The sequence below is a fragment of the Serratia sp. C2(1) genome (assembly GCF_036352655.1).
GTDB lineage: Bacteria > Pseudomonadota > Gammaproteobacteria > Enterobacterales > Enterobacteriaceae > Serratia > Serratia inhibens.
The window spans coordinates 207226-227509 of record NZ_JAZFBA010000001.1 but is presented as its reverse complement, the minus strand read 5'-3'; the positions used below and the strand labels follow the sequence as shown (position 1 = coordinate 227509).

At 59.7% G+C, this 20284-nt stretch carries 16 protein-coding genes; 13 read left to right on the top strand and 3 right to left on the bottom strand.

Features of this window, described 5'->3' with window-relative positions:
* Window positions 1–8: 8 nt before the first annotated feature.
* Both V2S86_RS01090 and V2S86_RS01085 read left to right on the top strand, forming a co-directional pair.
* Complete coding sequence (locus V2S86_RS01090; protein WP_330760867.1) at window positions 9–572, top strand: GNAT family N-acetyltransferase; 564 nt, start codon at window positions 9–11, stop codon at window positions 570–572.
* The gene (locus tag V2S86_RS01085) at window positions 566–1075 is read left to right on the top strand and encodes an AAA family ATPase (protein WP_330760866.1); all 510 of its coding nucleotides are present in this window, start codon (window positions 566–568) and stop codon (window positions 1073–1075) included. The genes V2S86_RS01090 and V2S86_RS01085 overlap by 7 nt, the downstream gene beginning before the upstream one ends.
* Here V2S86_RS01085 and V2S86_RS01080 read toward each other — a convergent pair.
* Window positions 1072–1689 carry a pyridoxamine 5'-phosphate oxidase family protein gene (locus V2S86_RS01080; RefSeq protein ID WP_330760865.1) on the bottom strand — a complete coding sequence of 206 codons (618 nt, stop codon included), beginning with the start codon at window positions 1687–1689 and terminating at the stop codon, window positions 1072–1074. The genes V2S86_RS01085 and V2S86_RS01080 overlap by 4 nt on opposite strands.
* A gap of 68 nt (window positions 1690–1757) precedes the next feature.
* Entirely contained in the window at window positions 1758–2711 is a 954-nt protein-coding gene (locus tag V2S86_RS01075; RefSeq protein WP_330760864.1) for an aldo/keto reductase, read from the bottom strand.
* 268 nt (window positions 2712–2979) lie between these two features.
* Here V2S86_RS01075 and V2S86_RS01070 point away from each other — a divergent pair, with 268 nt between their 5' ends.
* The 6 genes from V2S86_RS01070 to baeR are packed head-to-tail and all read left to right on the top strand — an operon-like array spanning window position 2980 to window position 13965.
* Window positions 2980–4224, top strand: coding sequence for an MdtA/MuxA family multidrug efflux RND transporter periplasmic adaptor subunit (locus tag V2S86_RS01070; RefSeq protein WP_330760863.1), 1245 nt, complete (start codon window positions 2980–2982; stop codon window positions 4222–4224).
* On the top strand, window positions 4224–7340 hold the full coding sequence (locus V2S86_RS01065; protein ID WP_330760862.1) for an MdtB/MuxB family multidrug efflux RND transporter permease subunit: 3117 nt from the start codon (window positions 4224–4226) through the stop codon (window positions 7338–7340). Before V2S86_RS01070 ends, V2S86_RS01065 begins: the two co-directional genes overlap by 1 nt.
* Entirely contained in the window at window positions 7337–10417 is a 3081-nt protein-coding gene (gene mdtC / locus V2S86_RS01060; protein WP_330760861.1) for a multidrug efflux RND transporter permease subunit MdtC, read from the top strand. Before V2S86_RS01065 ends, mdtC begins: the two co-directional genes overlap by 4 nt.
* Before the next feature lie 19 nt (window positions 10418–10436).
* Window positions 10437–11870 (top strand): MFS transporter, encoded by a 1434-nt coding sequence (locus V2S86_RS01055; RefSeq protein ID WP_330760860.1) that lies wholly within the window; start codon window positions 10437–10439, stop codon window positions 11868–11870.
* A complete protein-coding gene (gene baeS, locus V2S86_RS01050; protein WP_330760859.1) occupies window positions 11867–13249 on the top strand; it encodes a two-component system sensor histidine kinase BaeS in 1383 nt (460 codons plus the stop codon). Before V2S86_RS01055 ends, baeS begins: the two co-directional genes overlap by 4 nt.
* Window positions 13249–13965 carry a two-component system response regulator BaeR gene (baeR, locus tag V2S86_RS01045; RefSeq protein WP_330763130.1) on the top strand — a complete coding sequence of 239 codons (717 nt, stop codon included), beginning with the start codon at window positions 13249–13251 and terminating at the stop codon, window positions 13963–13965. The genes baeS and baeR overlap by 1 nt, the downstream gene beginning before the upstream one ends.
* On the opposite strand, the gene V2S86_RS01040 is transcribed toward baeR, so the two are convergent.
* On the bottom strand, window positions 13960–14241 hold the full coding sequence (locus V2S86_RS01040; protein WP_330760858.1) for a hypothetical protein: 282 nt from the start codon (window positions 14239–14241) through the stop codon (window positions 13960–13962). The genes baeR and V2S86_RS01040 overlap by 6 nt on opposite strands.
* Window positions 14242–14496: 255 nt before the next feature.
* Here V2S86_RS01040 and V2S86_RS01035 point away from each other — a divergent pair, with 255 nt between their 5' ends.
* The 5 genes from V2S86_RS01035 to V2S86_RS01015 all read left to right on the top strand — a co-directional run bounded on the left by V2S86_RS01035 (window position 14497) and on the right by V2S86_RS01015 (window position 20249).
* A complete protein-coding gene (locus tag V2S86_RS01035; protein WP_126484534.1) occupies window positions 14497–14835 on the top strand; it encodes a YegP family protein in 339 nt (112 codons plus the stop codon).
* Between the two features lie 236 nt (window positions 14836–15071).
* Entirely contained in the window at window positions 15072–16424 is a 1353-nt protein-coding gene (gene trhP, locus V2S86_RS01030) for a prephenate-dependent tRNA uridine(34) hydroxylase TrhP (protein WP_330760857.1), read from the top strand.
* A gap of 487 nt (window positions 16425–16911) precedes the next feature.
* Entirely contained in the window at window positions 16912–17811 is a 900-nt protein-coding gene (yegS, locus tag V2S86_RS01025; RefSeq protein ID WP_330760856.1) for a lipid kinase YegS, read from the top strand.
* Window positions 17812–18003: 192 nt separating this feature from the next.
* A complete protein-coding gene (gene manD / locus V2S86_RS01020; RefSeq protein ID WP_063197340.1) occupies window positions 18004–19218 on the top strand; it encodes a D-mannonate dehydratase ManD in 1215 nt (404 codons plus the stop codon).
* A gap of 14 nt (window positions 19219–19232) precedes the next feature.
* Window positions 19233–20249 carry a Zn-dependent oxidoreductase gene (locus V2S86_RS01015; RefSeq protein ID WP_330763129.1) on the top strand — a complete coding sequence of 339 codons (1017 nt, stop codon included), beginning with the start codon at window positions 19233–19235 and terminating at the stop codon, window positions 20247–20249.
* Window positions 20250–20284: the final 35 nt, after the last annotated feature.

Below are 20284 nucleotides of genomic sequence, written 5' to 3'. Positions count from 1 at the left end.
GGCCAGTGATGTCTGAAATACTCACCCCTGAAAGCGCTCGGCTGCGGTTGCGTGCCTGGCGCGACGAAGACCTGCCGGCATTTGCCGCCCTCAATGCCGATCCGCAAGTCATGCGTTATTTCCCCTCGGTGATGACCGCCGATCAGAGCCACGCCCAGGCCGACAACATCCGCCGGTTTATGCACCGGCATGGCTGGGGGTTTTGGGCAGTGGAAGTGAAAGGCGGCGCGCCTTTTATCGGCTTTGTCGGGCTGGCGATGCCGGCGGACGATCTGCCCTGCTCCCCCTGCGTGGAGATAGGCTGGCGGCTGGCGGCCCCCCATTGGGGCAACGGCTACGCCAGCGAAGCGGCCAGGGCGGTACTGGCTACCGCCTTTAACTCGCTGCAACTGGATGAAGTGGTGTCTTTTACCGCCGCCGTCAACCAACCTTCGCGCCGGGTAATGGCGCGTATCGGCATGACGTTCAACGGCGAAAGTTTCCTGCACCCGCGCTTGCCGCAGGGCCATCCGCTGCAAAACCATGTAGTGTATCGGCTGGGACGGCAACAATGGCGGGCACAGCAATGCTGATCGTTTTTTCCGGGCTACCGGGCAGCGGTAAAACCACACTGGCGCGAGCGCTGGCAGCCACGCTGCCGGCCATCCATCTGCGCATAGACACTATCGAACAGGCGGTCCGCAACAGCGGCATGCTGGCGGGCGACATTGGGCCGGCCGGTTACTTTGCCGCTTATGGCGTGGCCGAAGACAACCTGCGTTTGGGCCACCGGGTGGTTGCCGACTCGGTCAACCCGCTGCCGGTGACGCGAGCTGCCTGGCATAGCGTGGCGCAACGGGCCGGCACCGCTTGCTTTGATATTGAAGTCTACTGTTCCGACAGCACCGAACACCGCCGCCGGGTGGAAACCCGCGACGGGGATATCGCCGGGCTGAAACTCCCCGGTTGGCAGAGCGTTATCGGCCATGACTATACGCCCTGGGCCACGCCGGTGGCCCGCATCGATACCGCCGGCCAACCGGTGGAAAGCTGCCTCGCCCGATTGCTGGCCTTGTTAAACGCCGCGCCGCGCTAATACAGCGTATCCAGCAACCGCTGCGGCAGTGCGCTGTCGTACTCGTCGCCGTCAAACTGCGTTTTACTCACCTCGGCCAGAATGTTGCCGGTGCTGGGCAGCGCCGAACGTTCAAGGTGACTGGCTTCGTTCCACAGCCCTGAGCGCAATATCGCCCGACTGCACTGGAAAAACACCGCCTCCACATGAATGCGCAGCACCGAACGCGGCAGCATTTTGCGGTGGGCGAAGCGTTGCAGCACCTCTTGCGCCACAACAATCTCCGCGCGGCCGTTAATCCGCAGCGTTTCGCCGATACCGGGGATCAGCAACAGCAGCGCCACCCGGTTGTCGTGCAGGATATTGCGCAGGCTGTCGATGCGGTTGTTGCCGCGCCGGTCCGGCAGCAGCAGGGTTTTCTCGTCTTCGATATGAATAAAACCGGGCGGATCGCCGCGTGGGGAGACGTCCATCCCGTCCGGGCCAACGGTGGACAACGCGGCAAAGGGCGCAGCGTCGATAAAGGGGCGGTAGATCGGATGAATGTAACTGACTTCTTTAAATACCGACGGCGCGGCGGGTTTGCCGTACAGCTGCTCCAACGCGGCAAGGTCGTTGATAATATCGCTTTGCATTGTTGCTCCCTGAATGGGTCACATTGACCCATTCAGGATAGAGCAAAATTACCGCCCGGCAATCCGTATTACCAGGCGCTGGCTTCGTTCAGTACCTCGATGTCGTCGGCGTCCAGTTGCAGCCGGGTAGCGGCGATCAGCTCATCGAGTTGCTTTAACGAGGTAGCGCTGACGATCGGCGCAGTGATGCCCGGCCGGGCAATCAACCAGGCCAGCGAGACTTGCGTCGGCGAAGAGCGGTGTTTTTCCGCCACCCGATCCAACGCTGCCAAAATGCGGAAACCGCGCGGGTTGAGATATTGCGCCACAATGCGGTCCCCGCGCTGGCTTTTGCCCTCATCCTGCGCGCTGCGGTATTTGCCGGTCAGGAAGCCGCTGGCCAGCGAGAAGAAGTTGATCACCCCCAGGCCGTGGCGTTGCGTCACCGCCGCCAGCTCTTTTTCGAATCCTTCGCGCGCATACAGATTGTACTCCGGTTGCAGGGTTTCATAGCGCGCCAGCCCCTCACGCTCACTCACGTTCAGCGCCTCTTCCAGGCGATCGGCCTGATAATTGGAAGCGCCTATCGCCCGCACCTTACCGGCCTTGATCAGCGCATCGAACGTGGCCAGGGTTTCCGCCAGCGGCGTGTCCCGGTCATCGTCGTGCGATTGATAGAGATCGATATAGTCGGTCTGCAGGCGGCGCAACGAGTCTTCCACCGCCTGTTGGATGTAGCGCGGCGACAACCCCTGTTTGCCTTCGCCCATCGGCTTGCCCACCTTGGTGGCGATAATCACCTGGTCACGCTTACCGCTTTTTTTCAGCCACTCGCCAATCACGGTCTCCGATTCGCCGCCCTGATTGCCCGGCGCCCAGCTCGAATAGACGTCGGCGGTATCAATGAAATTGAGCTGGTTTTCCACCAGCGCGTCCAACAGGCTGAATGACGTCTCGCGATCCGCCGTCCAGCCAAACACATTGCCGCCGAAGGTCAATGCCGGCACCTGAATGCCCGAACGGCCCAATTCTCTTTTGCTCATTGCATGCTCCATGGGATAAATAATTTGCAAGGTAATTATTAGCGCAGAATCAAGAAATCGTTAAAACGCATTGGCTATAAGTCAAAGCCGGCCGCTTATAAACATAGCAGGATAAAATTGACACTCTATTAGATGATGCTGACGCTTCCTCCATATTTCCTTCATTTTTATGCCGTCTTTACTGGCTAAACTAGTATTCTGTAAGGAGTGTAACTTTTGTGGCAATGAATGCCCGCACCCCTGCCTTTTGGAGAGAATTTTCGCCACCATGAATGCAAAAACCCAACGTCGTTCACTGCTGCCGCGCCTGCTGGTTGTGGTGATAGTGGTCATTGCCGCCGTTCTGATTTGGCGTCACTTCAATGCTGCTGCTCCCGCAACCGATACTGCCGCTGCCGCCCGTCACGCCGGTGGTAGCAAAGCCCCTGCGGGCGGCCGACGCGGAGCGCCGATGTCGCCGGTACAGGCGGCCACCGCCACCGAACAGACGGTACCGCGCTATCTCTCCGGGTTGGGCACCGCCACCGCCGCCAATACCGTCACCGTCACCAGCCGGGTCGACGGCCAACTGATGGCTATCCACTTTACCGAAGGCCAACAGGTCAAAGCCGGCGATCTGCTGGTCGAAATAGACCCGCGCCCGTTTGAAGTGCAACTGACGCAGGCTCTGGGGCAATTGGCCAAGGACCAGGCGACGCTCGCCAATGCGCGGCGAGATCTGGCGCGCTACCAGCAACTGGCGAAAACCAACCTGGTTTCACGTCAGGATCTGGACACCCAGCTCTCACTGGTGCAACAAACCGAAGGCGCGATCAAAGCCGATCAAGGCTCGGTCGACAGCGCCAAACTGCAAATCACCTATAGCCGCATCACCGCGCCGATTGACGGCCGCGTCGGCCTGAAGCTGGTCGACGTCGGCAACTACATCACCAGCGGCAGCGCCACCGGCATCGTGGTGATCACCCAGACCCACCCTATCGACGTGGTGTTCACCCTGCCGGAAGGCAATATCGGCGATTTGCTCAAGGCGCAAAAAGCCGGCCCGATCGGCGTAGAAGCCTGGGACCGCACCAACCAGACTCAACTGGCGACAGGTTCGCTGCTGAGCCTGGATAACCAGATTGACACCACGACCGGCACCATCAAGCTGAAGGCGCGTTTCACCAATGAAGACGACGCGCTGTTCCCGAACCAGTTCGTCAACGCCCGCTTGAAGGTGGATACCCTGCATAACGCGATTGTCATCCCGACCGCCGCGCTGCAGATGGGTAACGAAGGCAACTTCGTCTGGACCCTGAGCGAAGACAACAAGGTCAGCAAGCACCGCGTGACCACCGGCGTGCAGGACAGCCGGCAGGTGGTCATCAGCGCCGGCCTGAACGCCGGCGACCGGGTGGTGACCGACGGCATCGATCGTCTGACCGAAGGCATGCAGGTTGAAGTGGTAACACCGCAGGCCACTCCGGCGGCGGCCACACCAAGCCATCAACCGCTCGCACAGGGGAAATCCTGATGCAGGTGATGCCACCTAACGGCGGCGGCCCCTCCCGCCTGTTTATTCTGCGCCCGGTCGCCACCACGCTGTTGATGGTGGCTATTTTGCTGGCGGGGATTATCGGCTACCGCGCCCTGCCGGTTTCCGCCCTGCCGGAGGTGGATTATCCGACCATTCAGGTGGTCACGCTGTACCCCGGCGCCAGCCCGGACGTGGTCACTTCGGCCATTACCGCCCCACTCGAGCGCCAGTTTGGCCAGATGTCCGGCCTGAAACAAATGGCGTCGCAAAGCTCCGGCGGCGCGTCGGTGGTCACGCTGCAATTCCAGCTCGAGCTGCCGCTCGACGTCGCCGAGCAGGAAGTGCAGGCGGCGATCAACTCCGCCACCAACCTGCTGCCGAACGATCTGCCCTACCCGCCGATTTACAGCAAGGTCAACCCTGCCGATCCGCCGATCATGACGCTGGCCGTCACCTCGACCGCCATGCCGATGACTCAGGTGGAAGACATGGTGGAAACCCGCGTCGCGCAAAAAATTTCCCAGGTGACCGGCGTAGGTCTGGTTACCCTCTCCGGCGGCCAGCGGCCGGCGGTGCGCGTGAAGCTCAACGCCGCGGCGGTGGCGGCTTACGGTCTGGACAGCGAAACCATCCGCACCGCCATCGGCAACGCTAACGTTAACTCCGCCAAAGGCAGCCTGGACGGGCCGACGCGTTCGGTGACGCTTTCCGCTAACGATCAGATGAAATCCGCCGACGACTACCGCCAGCTGATTGTCGCCTACCAAAACGGCGCGGCCATTCGGTTGCAGGATGTCGCCACCATCGAGCAGGGGGCGGAAAATACCCGCCTGGCCGCCTGGGCTAACAAGCAGCCGGCGATCGTGCTGAACATTCAGCGCCAGCCGGGCGTGAACGTGATCACCACCGCCGACAGCATTCGCGAAATGCTGCCGCAGCTGATCAAAAGCCTGCCGAAGTCGGTGGACGTCAAGGTACTGACCGATCGCACCACCACCATTCGCGCTTCGGTCAACGACGTGCAGTTCGAATTGCTGCTGGCGGTCGCGCTGGTGGTGATGGTGATTTACGTGTTCCTGCGCAACGTGCCGGCCACCATTATCCCGAGCGTCGCGGTACCGCTGTCGCTGGTCGGCACCTTTGCCGCCATGTATTTTCTCGATTTCTCGATCAATAACCTGACGCTGATGGCGCTGACCATCGCCACCGGTTTTGTGGTCGATGACGCCATCGTGGTGATCGAAAATATCTCGCGCTATATCGAAAAGGGTGAAAAACCGCTCGACGCGGCGCTGAAAGGCGCCGGCGAAATCGGCTTCACCATCATCTCGCTGACCTTCTCGCTGGTGGCGGTATTAATTCCGCTGCTGTTTATGGGCGATATCGTTGGCCGGCTGTTCCGCGAGTTCGCCGTGACGCTGGCGGTGGCGATCCTGATTTCCGCCGTGGTGTCGCTGACGCTGACGCCGATGATGTGCGCGCGCATGCTGAGCCACGAATCGCTGCGCAAGCAGAACCGCTTTTCCACCGCCTCCGAGCGCTTCTTCGACCGGGTGATTGCGCAGTACGGCAAGTGGCTGAAAATCGTGTTGAACCACCCGTGGCTGACGCTCGGGGTGGCGCTGAGCACTCTGGCGCTGACGGTGCTGCTGTATCTGCTGATCCCCAAAGGCTTCTTCCCGTTGCAGGACAACGGCATCATTCAGGGCACGGTGGAAGCGCCGCAGACGGTGTCGTTCAGCAATATGGCCGAACGCCAACAGCAGGTCGCGGCGGAAATCCTCAAAGACCCGGCGGTGGAAAGCCTGACGTCGTTCGTCGGCGTCGATGGCAACAACGCCACGCTCAACAGCGGCCGTTTGCAGATCAACCTTAAACCGCTGAGCGAGCGCAGTGAACGCATTCCGGCGATCATCGCCCGTCTGCAACAGCAGAGCGCGCAGTTCCCCGGCGTGAAACTGTATCTGCAACCGGTGCAGGATCTGACCATCGACACCCAGGTCAGCCGTACGCAATACCAGTTCACCTTGCAGGCGATGTCGCTGGACGATCTCAGCTTGTGGGTACCCAAACTGATGGCCGAGTTGAAACAGACGCCGCAGTTGGCGGACGTAACCAGCAACTGGCAGGATCAGGGGCTGGTGGCTTACGTGAATGTCGATCGCGATTCGGCCTCGCGCCTTGGCATCAGCATGAGCGACGTGGATAACGCACTGTACAACGCCTTCGGCCAGCGGCTGATCTCCACCATTTACACCCAGGCCAACCAGTATCGCGTGGTGCTGGAGCACGATGTCAGCACCACGCCGGGGCTGGCGGCGCTGAACGATATCCGCCTGACCAGCAGCAACGGCACCACGGTGCCGCTGAGCACCATCGCCAAAATCGAGGAACGCTTTGGGCCGCTGTCGGTCAACCATCTCGATCAATTCCCGGCGGCGACCATCTCGTTTAACGTTGCAGGCAACCATTCGCTGGGCGAAGCGGTAGACGCCATCACCCTGGCGGAAAAAAACCTCAACATGCCGAAAGACATCACCACCCAGTTCCAGGGCGCAACGCTGGCGTTCCAGGCAGCTCTGGGCAGCACGCTGTGGCTGATCCTGGCGGCGGTGGTGGCGATGTATATCGTGCTGGGCGTACTGTACGAGAGCTTTATTCATCCGGTCACCATTCTCTCCACCCTACCGACCGCCGGGGTCGGCGCGCTGCTGGCGCTGATGATAGCCGGCAGCGAGCTGGACGTGATTGCCATTATCGGCATCATCTTGCTGATCGGTATCGTGAAGAAAAACGCCATCATGATGATCGACTTTGCGCTGGCCGCCGAACGTGAACAGGGCATGACGCCGTACGACGCGATTTATCAGGCCTGTCTGCTGCGTTTCCGGCCGATTCTGATGACCACGCTGGCCGCTTTGCTTGGCGCGCTGCCTCTGATGCTCAGCACCGGCGCCGGCGCAGAGCTGCGTCACCCGCTCGGAGTTTGTATGGTCGGCGGGCTGGTGATGAGCCAGATCCTGACGCTGTTCACCACGCCGGTGATCTACCTGCTGTTTGACAAACTGGCGCGCAACACCCGCCGCCAGCCTGATGCGCAGGAGCTGCCGTGAAATTCTTCGCCCTGTTCATCTACCGGCCGGTCGCCACCACGCTGCTGACGCTGGCGATAGCCATCAGCGGCGTGATTGGCTTTAGCCTGCTGCCGGTCTCGCCGCTGCCGCAGGTCGATTACCCGGTGATTTCGATCAGCGCCTCGCTGCCGGGCGCCGACCCGGAAACCATGGCCTCGTCGGTGGCGACGCCGCTGGAACGTGCACTGGGGCGGATTGCCGGGGTCAATGAGATGACCTCGATGAGCTCGCTGGGCAGCACGCGGGTGATCCTGCAATTCGATCTCAATCGCGATATCAACGGCGCCGCCCGCGACGTGCAGGCGGCGATCAACGCCGCGCAAAGCCTGCTGCCCACCGGCATGCCGAACCGCCCGAGTTACCGTAAGGTCAACCCGTCCGACGCGCCGATCATGATCCTGACGCTGACCTCGGAAACCTACAGCCAGGGCCAACTGTACGACTTTGCCTCCACCCAACTGGCGCAGAAAATCGCCCAGACCGAAGGCGTGGGCGACGTCTCGGTCGGCGGCAGCTCGCTGCCTGCGGTGCGGGTGGAGTTGAACCCGACCGCCCTGTTCAACCAGGGCGTATCGCTGGACGCCGTGCGCCAGGCCATCAGCGGCGCCAACGTGCGCAGGCCGCAGGGTTCGGTGGAAAGCCCGCAGCAGCGCTGGCAAATACAGGCCAATGACGAGCTGAAAACCGCCGACGCCTATCGGCCGTTGATTATCCACTACAACAACGGCTCGGCAGTGCGGCTGGGGGATGTGGCCGAGGTCGAAGACTCGGTCCAGGACGTGCGCAACGCCGGCATGACCAATGCCAAACCGGCGATTATTCTGGCGATCAGCCGCGCGCCGGACGCCAACATCATTGAAACCGTCGATCGCATTCGCGCCGAGTTGCCGACGTTGCAGGACAGTATTCCGGCGTCAATCCAGCTGAATATCGCCCAGGATCGTTCGCCGACCATTCGCGCCTCGCTGGCGGAAGTGGAGCAGTCGCTGGTGATCGCCATAGGTTTGGTGATCCTGGTGGTGTTCATCTTCCTGCGCTCCGGCCGCGCCACGCTGATCCCGGCGGTCGCGGTGCCGGTGTCGCTGATCGGCTCCTTCGCCGCCATGTACCTGTGCGGCTTCAGCCTGAATAACCTGTCGTTGATGGCGCTGACCATCGCCACCGGCTTTGTGGTCGATGACGCCATCGTGGTGCTGGAGAATATCTCGCGCCACGTCGAGGCCGGCATGAAACCGCTCAACGCCGCGCTGCAAGGGGTGCGAGAGGTCGGCTTTACCGTGCTGTCGATGAGCGTGTCGCTGGTGGCGGTGTTTATCCCGTTGCTGCTGATGGACGGCCTGCCCGGGCGGCTGTTTCGCGAGTTCGCCGTCACCCTGTCGGTGTCGATAGGGCTGTCGCTGATCGTCTCGCTGACGCTGACGCCAATGATGTGCGCCTACCTGCTGCGCCACCAGCCGGCGCGCGCGCAGCGGCGCATTCGCGGCTTCGGCAAAATGTTGCTGGCCTTGCAACAGGGCTACGGCCGCTCGCTGAATTGGGTGCTCGGCCACTCGCGGTGGGTGCTGGCGATATTTTTCGCCACCATCGCACTCAACGTCTGGCTGTATGTCAGCATCCCGAAAACCTTCTTCCCGGAACAGGATACCGGCCGCCTGCTGGGCTTTATCCAGGCCGACCAGAGCATTTCCTTCCAGGCGATGCGCGTGAAACTGGAAGACTTCATGAAGATCGTGCGTGAAGACAAGGACGTGGAAAACGTCACCGGTTTTACCGGCGGTTCGCGCACCAACAGCGGGTCGATGTTTATCTCGCTGAAGCCGCTTTCGGTACGCAGCGATGACGCGCAGAAGGTGATCGCCCGGCTGCGCGCCCGATTGGCGAAAGAACCGGGGGCCAGCCTGTTCCTGATGGCGGTGCAGGACATCCGCGTCGGCGGCCGGCAATCCAACGCCAGCTACCAGTACACGCTGCTGGCAGACGATCTCGCCGCGCTGCGCGAATGGGAACCGAAAATCCGTACCGCGCTGGCCGCGCTGCCGGAGCTGGCGGACGTCAACTCCGATCAGCAAGACAAAGGCTCGGAGATGGATCTGATCTACGACCGTGAAACCATGGCACGGCTCGGCATTTCGGTCTCCGACGCCAACGCCCTGCTGAACAACGCCTTCGGCCAGCGGCAGATTTCCACCATCTATCAGCCGCTCAATCAGTACAAGGTGGTGATGGAAGTGGCGCCGCCCTATACCCAGGACGTCAGCTCGCTGGACAAGATGTTCGTGATAAACAAAGACGGCAAGGCGATCCCGCTGGGCTATTTCGCCCGCTGGCAGCCGGCCAATGCGCCGTTGTCAGTCAATCATCAGGGGCTGTCGGCGGCCTCGACCATCTCCTTTAATCTGCCGGACGGCGGCAGCTTGTCAGACGCCACCGCCGCGGTGGAACGCGCCATGACGACGCTCGGCGTACCGTCCACGGTGCGCGGCGCCTTTGCCGGAACCGCGCAGGTATTCCAGGACACGCTGAAATCCCAGCTGTTCCTGATCGCCGCCGCGATCGCCACGGTGTATATCGTGCTCGGCGTACTCTACGAGAGCTATATTCACCCGCTGACTATCTTGTCGACCCTGCCCTCCGCCGGGGTCGGCGCGCTGCTGGCGCTGGAGCTGTTTGGCGCCCCCTTCAGCCTGATCGCGTTGATCGGCATTATGCTGTTGATCGGCATCGTGAAGAAGAACGCCATCATGATGGTCGACTTCGCCCTCGATGCACAACGCAACGGCGGTATCGCCGCACGAGAAGCCATTTTCCAGGCCTGTCTGCTGCGTTTTCGGCCGATCATGATGACCACGCTGGCGGCGCTGTTCGGCGCGCTGCCGCTGGTGCTGACCAGCGGTGACGGCGCGGAGCTGCGCCAGCCGCTCGGCATCACCATCGCCGGCGGTTTGATCATGAGCCAGTTGCTGACGCTGTACACCACGCCGGTGGTGTATCTGTATTTTGACCGGCTGCAGATGAAGTTCCGGCGCGGCAAGAAATTGGATCCGTTGCCTCATTGATGATTAACCCGGTTGACTGATGATCATAAAACGCACCGCCTCAGTACAGTGGCAGCTCTGGATCGTGGCGTTCGGCTTCTTTATGCAGACGCTGGACACCACCATCGTCAATACCGCCCTGCCGTCGATGGCCGCCAGCCTGGGGGAGAACCCGCTGCGCATGCAATCGGTGATCGTCTCCTACGTGCTGACGGTAGCCGTGATGCTGCCCGCCAGCGGTTGGCTGGCGGACCGGGTTGGGGTGCAGCGGGTGTTTTTCAGCGCCATCGTGCTGTTCACCCTGGGTTCAATCCTGTGCGCCCGTTCGGAAACCCTGAATGAGCTGATCGCCTCGCGGGTGATCCAGGGCATCGGCGGCGCAATGATGGTGCCGGTCGGCCGCCTGACGGTAATGAAGATCGTGCCGCGCGAGCAATATATGGCGGCGATGACCTTCGTCACCCTGCCCGGCCAGATCGGCCCGCTGATGGGGCCGGCGCTGGGCGGCTTTTTGGTGCAGTACGCCAGCTGGCACTGGATTTTCCTGATCAATATCCCGGTCGGCCTTGTCGGCGCCATCGCCACGCTGCTGCTGATGCCCAACTACCGCATGCAGACCCGGCGCTTCGACGTCGGCGGCTTTATCATGCTGGCGATAGGGATGGCGACGCTGACGCTGGCGCTTGACGGCCACAAGGGCATGGGGTTGTCCATCGCCACTATCGCCGGGCTGGTGGCGATGGGCATTGCGGCGCTGGCAGGTTACTGGTGGCATGCGCGCGGTAACGGCCGGGCGCTGTTCTCCCTGCGGCTGTTCAGGACCCAAACCTACAAAGTGGGGCTGACCGCCAGCCTGCTGGGCCGCATCGGCAGCGGCATGCTGCCGTTTATGACCCCGCTGTTCATGCAGGTGGGCATGGGGTTTTCCCCGTTCCACGCCGGGCTGATGATGATCCCGATGATTATCGGCAGCATGGGGATGAAACGCATCGTGGTACGGGTGGTTAACCGTTTCGGTTACCGCAACGTGCTGGTGGCCGCCACGCTGATGCTGGCGTTGATCAGCCTGAGCTTCCCGCTGGTGGCGATGATCGGCTGGATCTGGCTGCTGCCGGTAGTGCTGTTCTTCCAGGGCATGGTCAACTCGCTGCGCTTCTCGGCAATGAATACCCTGACGCTGAAAGATCTGCCGGACCGCCTGGCCAGCAGCGGCAACAGCCTGCTGTCGATGGTGATGCAGCTGTCCATGAGCCTCGGCGTCAGCATCGCCGGGATCCTGATTGGCAGCTTTGCCCATCACCAGGTGATCACCGACAGCCCGGCGATACACAGCGCATTTATTTACAGCTACGGCTGTATGGCGTTAATCATTGCCCTGCCCGCGCTCGCCTTCGCCCGCGTACCGCCGGATAGCGCGCCAAACCGTACGCTGACCAAAGAGCCGGGCACCGGCTCAACGAGGTTACAAAAATGAGAATAGGCATTACCGGGAAACTGTTCCTGGCCATCTTCGCCACCTGCATGCTGGTGTTGATCACCATGCATTGGGGGGTGCGCGTCAGCTTTGAACGCGGCTTCATCGACTACATCAAGCACAGCAACGAGCAGCGCACCAACATGCTGAGCGAAGCGCTGGAAGAGCAGTACAGCCAACACGGCAACTGGGCTTTCCTGCGCAATAACGATCAGGTGGTTTTCCAGATCATGCGTTCGTTCGAACAAAACAGCGACAGCAGCCACAATCTGCCGCCCAAAGGCTGGCGCACTCAGTTTTGGGTGGTGGACAACCAGTTCAACCGGCTGGTGGGGCATTCCGGCCCGGTGCCCAAAGAAGGCCCGCGCCACCCGATCCGCTACAACAACGAAATCGTCGGCTGGGTGATCACCACGCCGGTCGAGCGGCTGACCCGCAATACCGATATCAATTTCGATCAGCAGCAAAAACGCACCAGTTGGATGATCGTCGCACTCTCCACGCTGCTGGCGGCGGCGGTGACCTGGCTGATGTCGCGCGGGCTGTTGGCACCGGTCAAACGGCTGGTCGCCGGCACCCACCGGCTGGCGGCCGGTGATTTCAGCACCCGCGTGACCGTCGACAGCCAGGATGAGCTTGGCCGCTTGGCGCAGGATTTCAATCAGCTCGCCACCTCGCTGGAAAAGAACGAGCAGATGCGGCGCGCTTTTATGGCCGACGTGTCGCACGAGCTGCGCACCCCGCTGGCGGTGCTGCGCGGCGAACTGGAGGCATTGCAGGACGGCGTGCGCCAGCCGACGCAGGCTTCACTCAGCTCGCTGCAGGCGGAAGTTACCACCCTGACCAAGCTGGTGGACGATCTGCATCAGCTTTCGCTGTCCGATCTCGGCGCGCTGGCTTACCGTAAATCGGCGGTGGACTGCGTGCATTTGCTGCAAATTGCGGTCGCCGCCTTCCGCGAACGTTTTCGCGCCAAAGGGCTTGAAATCGTCACCCTGTTGCCGGAACAGGCGCCGCTGTTCGGCGATCCCGATCGTCTCAATCAGTTGTTCAACAACCTGCTGGAGAACAGCCTGCGCTACACCGACGCCGGCGGTAAGCTGGAGATTGGCGCAGAACAGTTGCCGGGCCGGTTACGGCTTTACTGGCGGGACAGCGGGCCGGGCGTCACCGACGAACAGCTGGCGCGCATTTTCGAACGCTTCTACCGCACCGAAGGCTCGCGCAACCGCGCCAGCGGCGGTTCCGGCCTGGGGTTGTCGATCTGTCAAAACATCGTGGAAGCCCACAACGGCCGGATCTTTGCTGCGCACTCGCCTTTGGGCGGCGTGCAGATTACAGTAGAATTTGCCACCCCGATAATGAATAAGGCGCCATGATGGAATCCCAGAATCAGCCGTTGCAAATCATGATTGTTGAAGATGAACCCAAGCTGGGCCAGCTGTTGGTGGACTATCTGCAGGCCGCGGGATACGCCACCCGCTGGCTGACCAACGGCAGCGAAGTGGTGCCGGCGGTGCATGAACACTCCCCGGCGCTGATCCTGCTGGATTTAATGCTGCCGGGCAGCGACGGGCTGACGGTATGCCGCGAGTTACGCCGTTTTACCGATATCCCGGTGGTGATGGTGACGGCGAAGATTGAGGAGATCGATCGCTTGCTGGGGCTGGAGATTGGCGCGGACGATTACATCTGCAAGCCTTACAGCCCGCGAGAAGTGGTGGCGCGGGTGAAAACCATTTTGCGCCGCTGCTACCGGCCGCTGGAAAACCAGCAGGAAGAAACACAGCTGCATATCGACGAACCGCGCTTTCAGGCCAGCTATCAGGGCCAGATGCTGGATCTCACCCCGGCGGAATTCCGCCTGTTGAAAACCCTGGCCAGCCAGCCGGGCAACGTCTTCTCGCGTGAGCAGTTGCTGAACAATCTGTATGACGACTACCGGGTAGTCACCGACCGAACCATCGACAGCCATATCAAAAACCTGCGGCGCAAGCTGGAGCTGATCGACGGCGAGAAGTCGTTTATTCGCTCGGTATACGGCGTGGGTTATCGCTGGGAATCCGAGCCTTGTCGGCTGATAAACGGGCTATAAGGAGGGTAAACTGGCTGCGCTCCGAAAAGGGTCGCGGTCAACAACCTCCTGCCGGCGTTCCTCAGCCGTCAGAAAATCATGGGGCATCTCTGTTTTGGCGATCATTGCCAGCAATAAATCCCAATTATCCGGGTTAACCTGGCTTTTGCCGTCTCTAAACTGCTTTGCGTTTCTTTCCATCCCTGACTCCTTTTGACGAATTCCTTTCCAAGAATATGCCTGTTGAGCGTCGATATCCAAATGCTTCGCTTGTTTTTTAATCGCATTGTTTTGCAATGCGGCAAACCTTAACGCGCAATGCCCTCCAGCGGAATACCGCGTTATCCAATGTGCGGCAAGCTGCGCAATTTGGGCATCGGGATCGCCATTAGCTTCCCGTGCTTTGGCGCCCCTTGCTGAAGAAACTCAACGCCAACGCAAAAAAATTGCGTCTTTTTTAAGCTATGCTGCGCAAGGGATGTTTATTAGCCGCCCAATTTCAAGCTATTGGCTACACTTACATCACTTATCGGAACCCACAGGAGAGGAAACATGGCAATCGGTCACTATGAGCTGAAAAAAGCAAAGAATGGGCAATACCACTTCAACCTGAAAGCCAGTAATGGCGAAATCATTTTGGGCAGTGAGATGTACGCCAGCAAAGCCTCGGCGGAGAATGGCATTGCCTCGGTGCAAACCAATTCTCCTCACGAAGCGCAGTATGAATTGAAACACAGCACCAGCAATCAACCTTACTTTGTACTGAAAGCCAAGAACCATCAGGTGATCGGCGTCAGTGAAATGTACAGTTCTGAAACCGCGGCGAAAAACGGCATTCAGTCGGTGATCAAGAACGGTCCGAGCACCGACGTGCGCGATTTAAGCGCGTAGCTTCGTCACCCGGCGCGCGATGGTCGTCATCGCGCGTTTTTTCTTATGACCAGGATCAATCCCCCTGTAATAAATCCGGTTAACTGCTGATTTTTTGCCGCTCTGCCGCTACAATCCCCCGCTTTTACTGCGCCATTTGGTGGTGCGTTATACCCACTGGCTTTCATGTTGCAGTCAACAACGCTGCAGTTTGAAAGACACAGGTATACTGACCTGAAATCAGACCGAGACTCATTATGTTTACACCGGAACTTCTCTCCCCGGCCGGAACGCTGAAAAACATGCGTTACGCCTTTGCCTATGGCGCCGATGCGGTTTATGCCGGCCAGCCACGTTACAGCCTGCGGGTGCGTAACAACGAATTCAATCACGAGAATCTGGCACAGGGGATTAACGAAGCCCACGCGCTGGGCAAGAAGTTCTACGTGGTGGTGAACATCGCCCCGCACAACGCCAAGCTGAAAACCTTTCTGCGCGATCTTAAACCGGTAATCGACATGGGCCCGGATGCGCTGATCATGTCCGACCCCGGCCTGATCATGATGGTGCGCGAAGCCTTCCCGCAGATGGACATTCATCTGTCGGTGCAGGCCAATGCGGTCAACTGGGCGACGGTGAAATTCTGGCAGCAGATGGGGTTGACGCGCGTGATCCTGTCGCGTGAGCTGTCGCTGGAGGAGATCGCCGAGATCCGCGCCCAGGTCCCCGAGATGGAGCTGGAAATCTTCGTCCACGGCGCCTTGTGCATGGCCTACTCCGGCCGTTGCCTGCTGTCCGGCTATATCAACAAGCGCGATCCCAACCAAGGCACCTGCACCAACGCCTGCCGCTGGCAGTACAAGGCGGAAGAAGGCAAAGAGGATGACACCGGCAACATCGTGCATCTGCATGAGCCGATCCCGGTGCAGACCGTCGAGCCGACGCTGGGTATCGGCGCACCGACCGACAAGGTGTTCATGCTCTCCGAAGCGCAAAAGCCGGATGAATACATGAGCGCTTTCGAAGATGAACACGGCACCTACATCATGAACTCGAAGGACTTGCGCGCCATCAAGCACGTAGAGCGGCTGACTCAACTCGGTGTGCATTCGCTGAAGATTGAAGGCCGCACCAAGTCCTTTTACTACTGCGCGCGCACCGCACAGGTTTACCGCCGCGCCATTGACGATGCGGTCGCAGGCAAGCCGTTCGACCCCACGCTGCTGACCACGCTGGAAGGTTTGGCGCACCGCGGCTACACCGAAGGATTCTTGCGCCGTCACGTGCATGAAGCCCAGCAAAATTACGATTACGGCTCCTCGCTGTCCGAACGCCAACAGTTCGTCGGCGAATTTACCGGCGTAAGGCGCGACGGCTGGGCGGAAGTGGACGTGAAAAACAAGTTTATGATCGGCGACAGTGTGGAGATGATGACCCCCGGCGGTAACGTGTTGTTTACCCTGGAGAGCATGCAAAATAAAAAAGGCGAAGCGATCGACGTGGCACCCGGCAACGGCCATATCGTTTATTTGCCGATCCCACAGGATATCGATCTCAATTATGCATTGCTGATCAGAAATTTGTCGGACGCCCCGAGCCCTGCCGCGTAAAAACACCCATCGCCACCCTTCGGTGGCGATTTTTAGTAAATATTAGAATTGGATCACATCAATGACTTCTCAGCTTGGTTATTATCAGGCTGCTTAAAACCAAGAATGAAAAATATTTGCATAGCAATACTAGGAACCACCTCCTTAGCCGGTCCAATCTCCCTTGGGCTGGCTTTTTCTTTGGTGTCCTCACAATACCCGGCAATACAATCCTCCCTATTTTTTCGACATTTAAAACTGTCGAGTTATCTATTTTAATAACAGGTCGCTCCACACTTCCATATAAAAACCAACGACAGAGATTAATTAAACCATTAACAAAAACTCGTCACTGATACAGTGCCTATATCTTAAATTAAGTCAATCATTCAGAAATAATCGCTGGGCTATCGACGATAATCAGAATTAACTGAATATTCTGATGGTCTGCTCTCCACTTGTAGTTTATCGTTTCAGGCCAAAGCATTTGTCAGCCGGGAGAGAGGGAATGAGTCAACACACGTCAGCGCTTCTTATCATTAATGGCAAAGGCGCCGGCAACGAAGAAGTGCGCCTTGCGGTGCAAAAGCTGCGGGATGAGGGCCAAACCCTGCACGTCCGCGTGACCTGGGAACAGGGTGACGCAGCGCGCTATGTGAAGGAAGCTTGCCGACTGGGGGTCGCCACCCTGATTGCCGGCGGCGGCGACGGCACCATCAACGAAGTGGCCGCCGCGCTGACAGCACTGCCTGCGGGCAACCGTCCGGTGCTGGGCGTACTGCCGTTGGGCACCGCCAATGATTTCGCCGTGGCCTGCAATATCCCGCTGATGCCGGAACAGGCGTTGCAGTTGGCGATGAAAGGCCGCGCGGTGTCGATCGATCTGGCGAAGGTCAATGACGAGCGCTACTTTATCAACATGGCGACCGGCGGTTTCGGCACCCGCATCACCACCGAGACACCGGAAAAATTAAAGGCTGCACTGGGCGGCGTTTCCTACTTTATTCATGGCTTGCTGCGCATGGATACGCTGAAAGCCGACCGCTGCGAGATCCGCGGGCCGGATTTCCAGTGGTCCGGAGACGCGCTGGTGATTGGCATCGGCAACGGCAAGCAGGCCGGGGGTGGCCAGCAGTTGTGCCCGGACGCATTAATCAATGACGGGCTGCTGCAACTGAGGTTGTTGATCGCAGACGAACTGCTGCCGGCGTTGGTGGCCAGCCTGGTTAACGGCGAGGAAAACAAAAACGTGGTTAGCGCCGCGCTGCCGTGGCTGGAAATCAATGCGCCGCACGAGATCACCTTTAACCTCGACGGCGAACCGCTGAAGGGCACCCATTTCCGCATCGAAGTGCTGCCGAACGCCATTGAATGCCGCCTGCCGCCCAACTGCGAGCTGCTGGGCTAAGCCGCTCTTTCTCTGATCCCTGGGCGCAGCCAGCCTGCTGCGCCCTCCGCCGGTTCCCCCCTTCTCCCTTCCCTCATTACGCGATGAAATGTGATCTTCCCCGGCAAATCCTTTAAATCATACTTGTATGGTAGTTAGTTCATGGCGTATTTTTCCCCTATTAATGACCCGTGGGAACAGGATGTAGACGTTATGAAAATTGTTAACGCAGAGGTGTTTGTCACTTGCCCAGGCAGGAATTTTGTCACGCTGAAGATCACCACCGACGACGGCATTACCGGCATCGGCGACGCCACCCTCAACGGCCGCGAACTGCCGGTAGCCTCCTACCTGAAAGATCATGTCTGCCCGCAGTTGATCGGCCGCGATGCCCACCAGATCGAAGACATCTGGCAATTCTTCTATAAAGGCGCCTACTGGCGGCGCGGCCCGGTCACCATGTCCGCCATCTCCGCCGTCGATATGGCGCTGTGGGACATCAAGGGCAAGGCCGCCAATATGCCGCTGTATCAGCTGCTGGGCGGCGCATCGCGCACCGGCGTAATGGTTTACTGCCACACCACCGGCCATTCCATCGACGAAGTGCTCGACGACTACGCCAAACATAAAGAACTGGGCTTTAAAGCCATCCGTGCCCAGTGCGGCGTGCCGGGCATGAAAACCACCTATGGCATGGCCAAAGGCAAAGGGCAGGCCTATGAGCCGGCCACCAAAGGCAACTGGCCGGAAGAACAGCTGTGGTCCACGGAAAAATACCTCGATTTCACCCCCAAACTGTTCGAGGCAGTGCGCAACAGGTTCGGTTTTGACGAACATCTGCTGCACGACATGCACCACAGGTTAACGCCGATCGAAGCCGCGCGTTTTGGCAAAAGCATTGAACAGTACCGGTTGTTCTGGATGGAAGATCCGACCCCGGCGGAGAACCAGGAATGCTTCCGGCTGATCCGCCAGCATACCGTTACGCCTATCGCCGTCGGCGAAGTCTTCAACAGCATCTGGGACTGCAAACAGCTGATTGAAGAACAACTTATCGACTATATCCGCACCACTCTCACTCACGCTGGCGGTATCACCGGCATGCGCCGCATCGCCGATTTTGCCTCGCTGTATCAGGTGCGTACCGGTTCGCATGGCCCTTCCGATCTGTCGCCTATTTGCATGGCGGCGGCGCTGCACTTTGATCTGTGGGTACCGAACTTTGGCGTACAGGAATATATGGGGTACTCCGAACAAATGCTCGAGGTGTTCCCGCACAGCTGGACCTTCAACGACGGCTACATGCATCCGGGCAATAAACCGGGGTTGGGCATTGAGTTCGACGAAAAACTGGCCGCACGCTATCCGTACGAACCGGCCTATCTGCCGGTCGCGCGCCTGGAGGACGGCACCTTATGGAACTGGTAACGGGAGAACGCACTATGCAAAGCGTGGTGATTGAACAACCTGGCCGGCTGGTTATCCAGCAGCGCCCGCTGCCGCAGCCGGCGGCCGGTGAAGTGCGGGTAAAGGTGAAGTTTGCCGGCATCTGCGGCTCCGATGTGCACATTTATCATGGGCATAACCCATTCGCCCGCTACCCGCGCGTGATCGGCCATGAATTTTTCGGCGTGATCGACCAGGTGGGCAGCGATGTCGACCCGCAACGCATCGGCGAACGCGTTTCGGTGGATCCGGTAGTGAGCTGCGGCCATTGTTATCCTTGTTCCATCGGGCGCCCCAACGTCTGTACCGAGCTGCAGGTGATCGGCGTGCACCGTGACGGCGGCTTCAGCGATTATGCCTGCGCCCCGGCGCGCAACGCTTACCGCATTCCTGAAAGCATCAGCGATCGCCACGCCGCGATGGTCGAGCCTTTCACCATTGCCGCCAATATCACCGCCCATCTGCAGCCCAGGGCCGATGATATCGCGCTGATCTACGGCGCCGGGCCGATGGGGCTGACGGTGATCCAGACGCTGAAAGGGGTCTACGGCGTGAAGCAGGTGATTGTCACCGACCGCATTGCTGAGCGGCTGGTTATGGCGCAAGAAAACGGTGCCGACTGGACGTTCAATAACGCCGAGGCTTCGCTGCCGGCCGAACTGGAACAGCGCGGCATCCGCCCGACGCTGATCGTCGACGCCGCCTGCCACCCGGCCATTTTGCAGGAAGCCATTCATCTGGCATCACCGGCGGCGCGCATTGGCATCATGGGTTTCTCCGGCGATGCTTGCACCGTCACCCAGCAAAGCATCACCAGCAAGGAGCTGTCGATTTTCTCCTCGCGCCTCAACAGCGCCCGTTTCCCGCAGGTTATCGACTGGATGGCCGGCGGAAAAATCGACCCGCAGCGGTTAATCACCCATTGCGTAGCCGCCGGTGAAGTGGAACAGGCGATGCTGATGTTCGAAAAAGACCAGCGCACCTGCTGCAAGGTGTTGCTGCAATTCAGTTAGTTTTTTAACACCGGGGCATAGGGCGGCCCAGTCGC

Bases quoted from the DNA above. Each gene is read 5' to 3' on its own strand.
- V2S86_RS01090 (WP_330760867.1), top strand. From the start codon at position 9: ATGTCTGAAATACTCACCCCTGAAAGCGCTCGGCTGCGGTTGCGTGCC.
- V2S86_RS01085 (WP_330760866.1), top strand. From the start codon at position 566: ATGCTGATCGTTTTTTCCGGGCTACCGGGCAGCGGTAAAACCACACTG.
- V2S86_RS01080 (WP_330760865.1), bottom strand. From the start codon at position 1,689: ATGCAAAGCGATATTATCAACGACCTTGCCGCGTTGGAGCAGCTGTAC.
- V2S86_RS01075 (WP_330760864.1), bottom strand. From the start codon at position 2,711: ATGAGCAAAAGAGAATTGGGCCGTTCGGGCATTCAGGTGCCGGCATTG.
- V2S86_RS01070 (WP_330760863.1), top strand. From the start codon at position 2,980: ATGAATGCAAAAACCCAACGTCGTTCACTGCTGCCGCGCCTGCTGGTT.
- V2S86_RS01065 (WP_330760862.1), top strand. From the start codon at position 4,224: ATGCAGGTGATGCCACCTAACGGCGGCGGCCCCTCCCGCCTGTTTATT.
- V2S86_RS01055 (WP_330760860.1), top strand. From the start codon at position 10,437: ATGATCATAAAACGCACCGCCTCAGTACAGTGGCAGCTCTGGATCGTG.
- baeS (WP_330760859.1), top strand. From the start codon at position 11,867: ATGAGAATAGGCATTACCGGGAAACTGTTCCTGGCCATCTTCGCCACC.
- baeR (WP_330763130.1), top strand. From the start codon at position 13,249: ATGGAATCCCAGAATCAGCCGTTGCAAATCATGATTGTTGAAGATGAA.
- V2S86_RS01035 (WP_126484534.1), top strand. From the start codon at position 14,497: ATGGCAATCGGTCACTATGAGCTGAAAAAAGCAAAGAATGGGCAATAC.
- trhP (WP_330760857.1), top strand. From the start codon at position 15,072: ATGTTTACACCGGAACTTCTCTCCCCGGCCGGAACGCTGAAAAACATG.
- yegS (WP_330760856.1), top strand. From the start codon at position 16,912: ATGAGTCAACACACGTCAGCGCTTCTTATCATTAATGGCAAAGGCGCC.
- manD (WP_063197340.1), top strand. From the start codon at position 18,004: ATGAAAATTGTTAACGCAGAGGTGTTTGTCACTTGCCCAGGCAGGAAT.
- V2S86_RS01015 (WP_330763129.1), top strand. From the start codon at position 19,233: ATGCAAAGCGTGGTGATTGAACAACCTGGCCGGCTGGTTATCCAGCAG.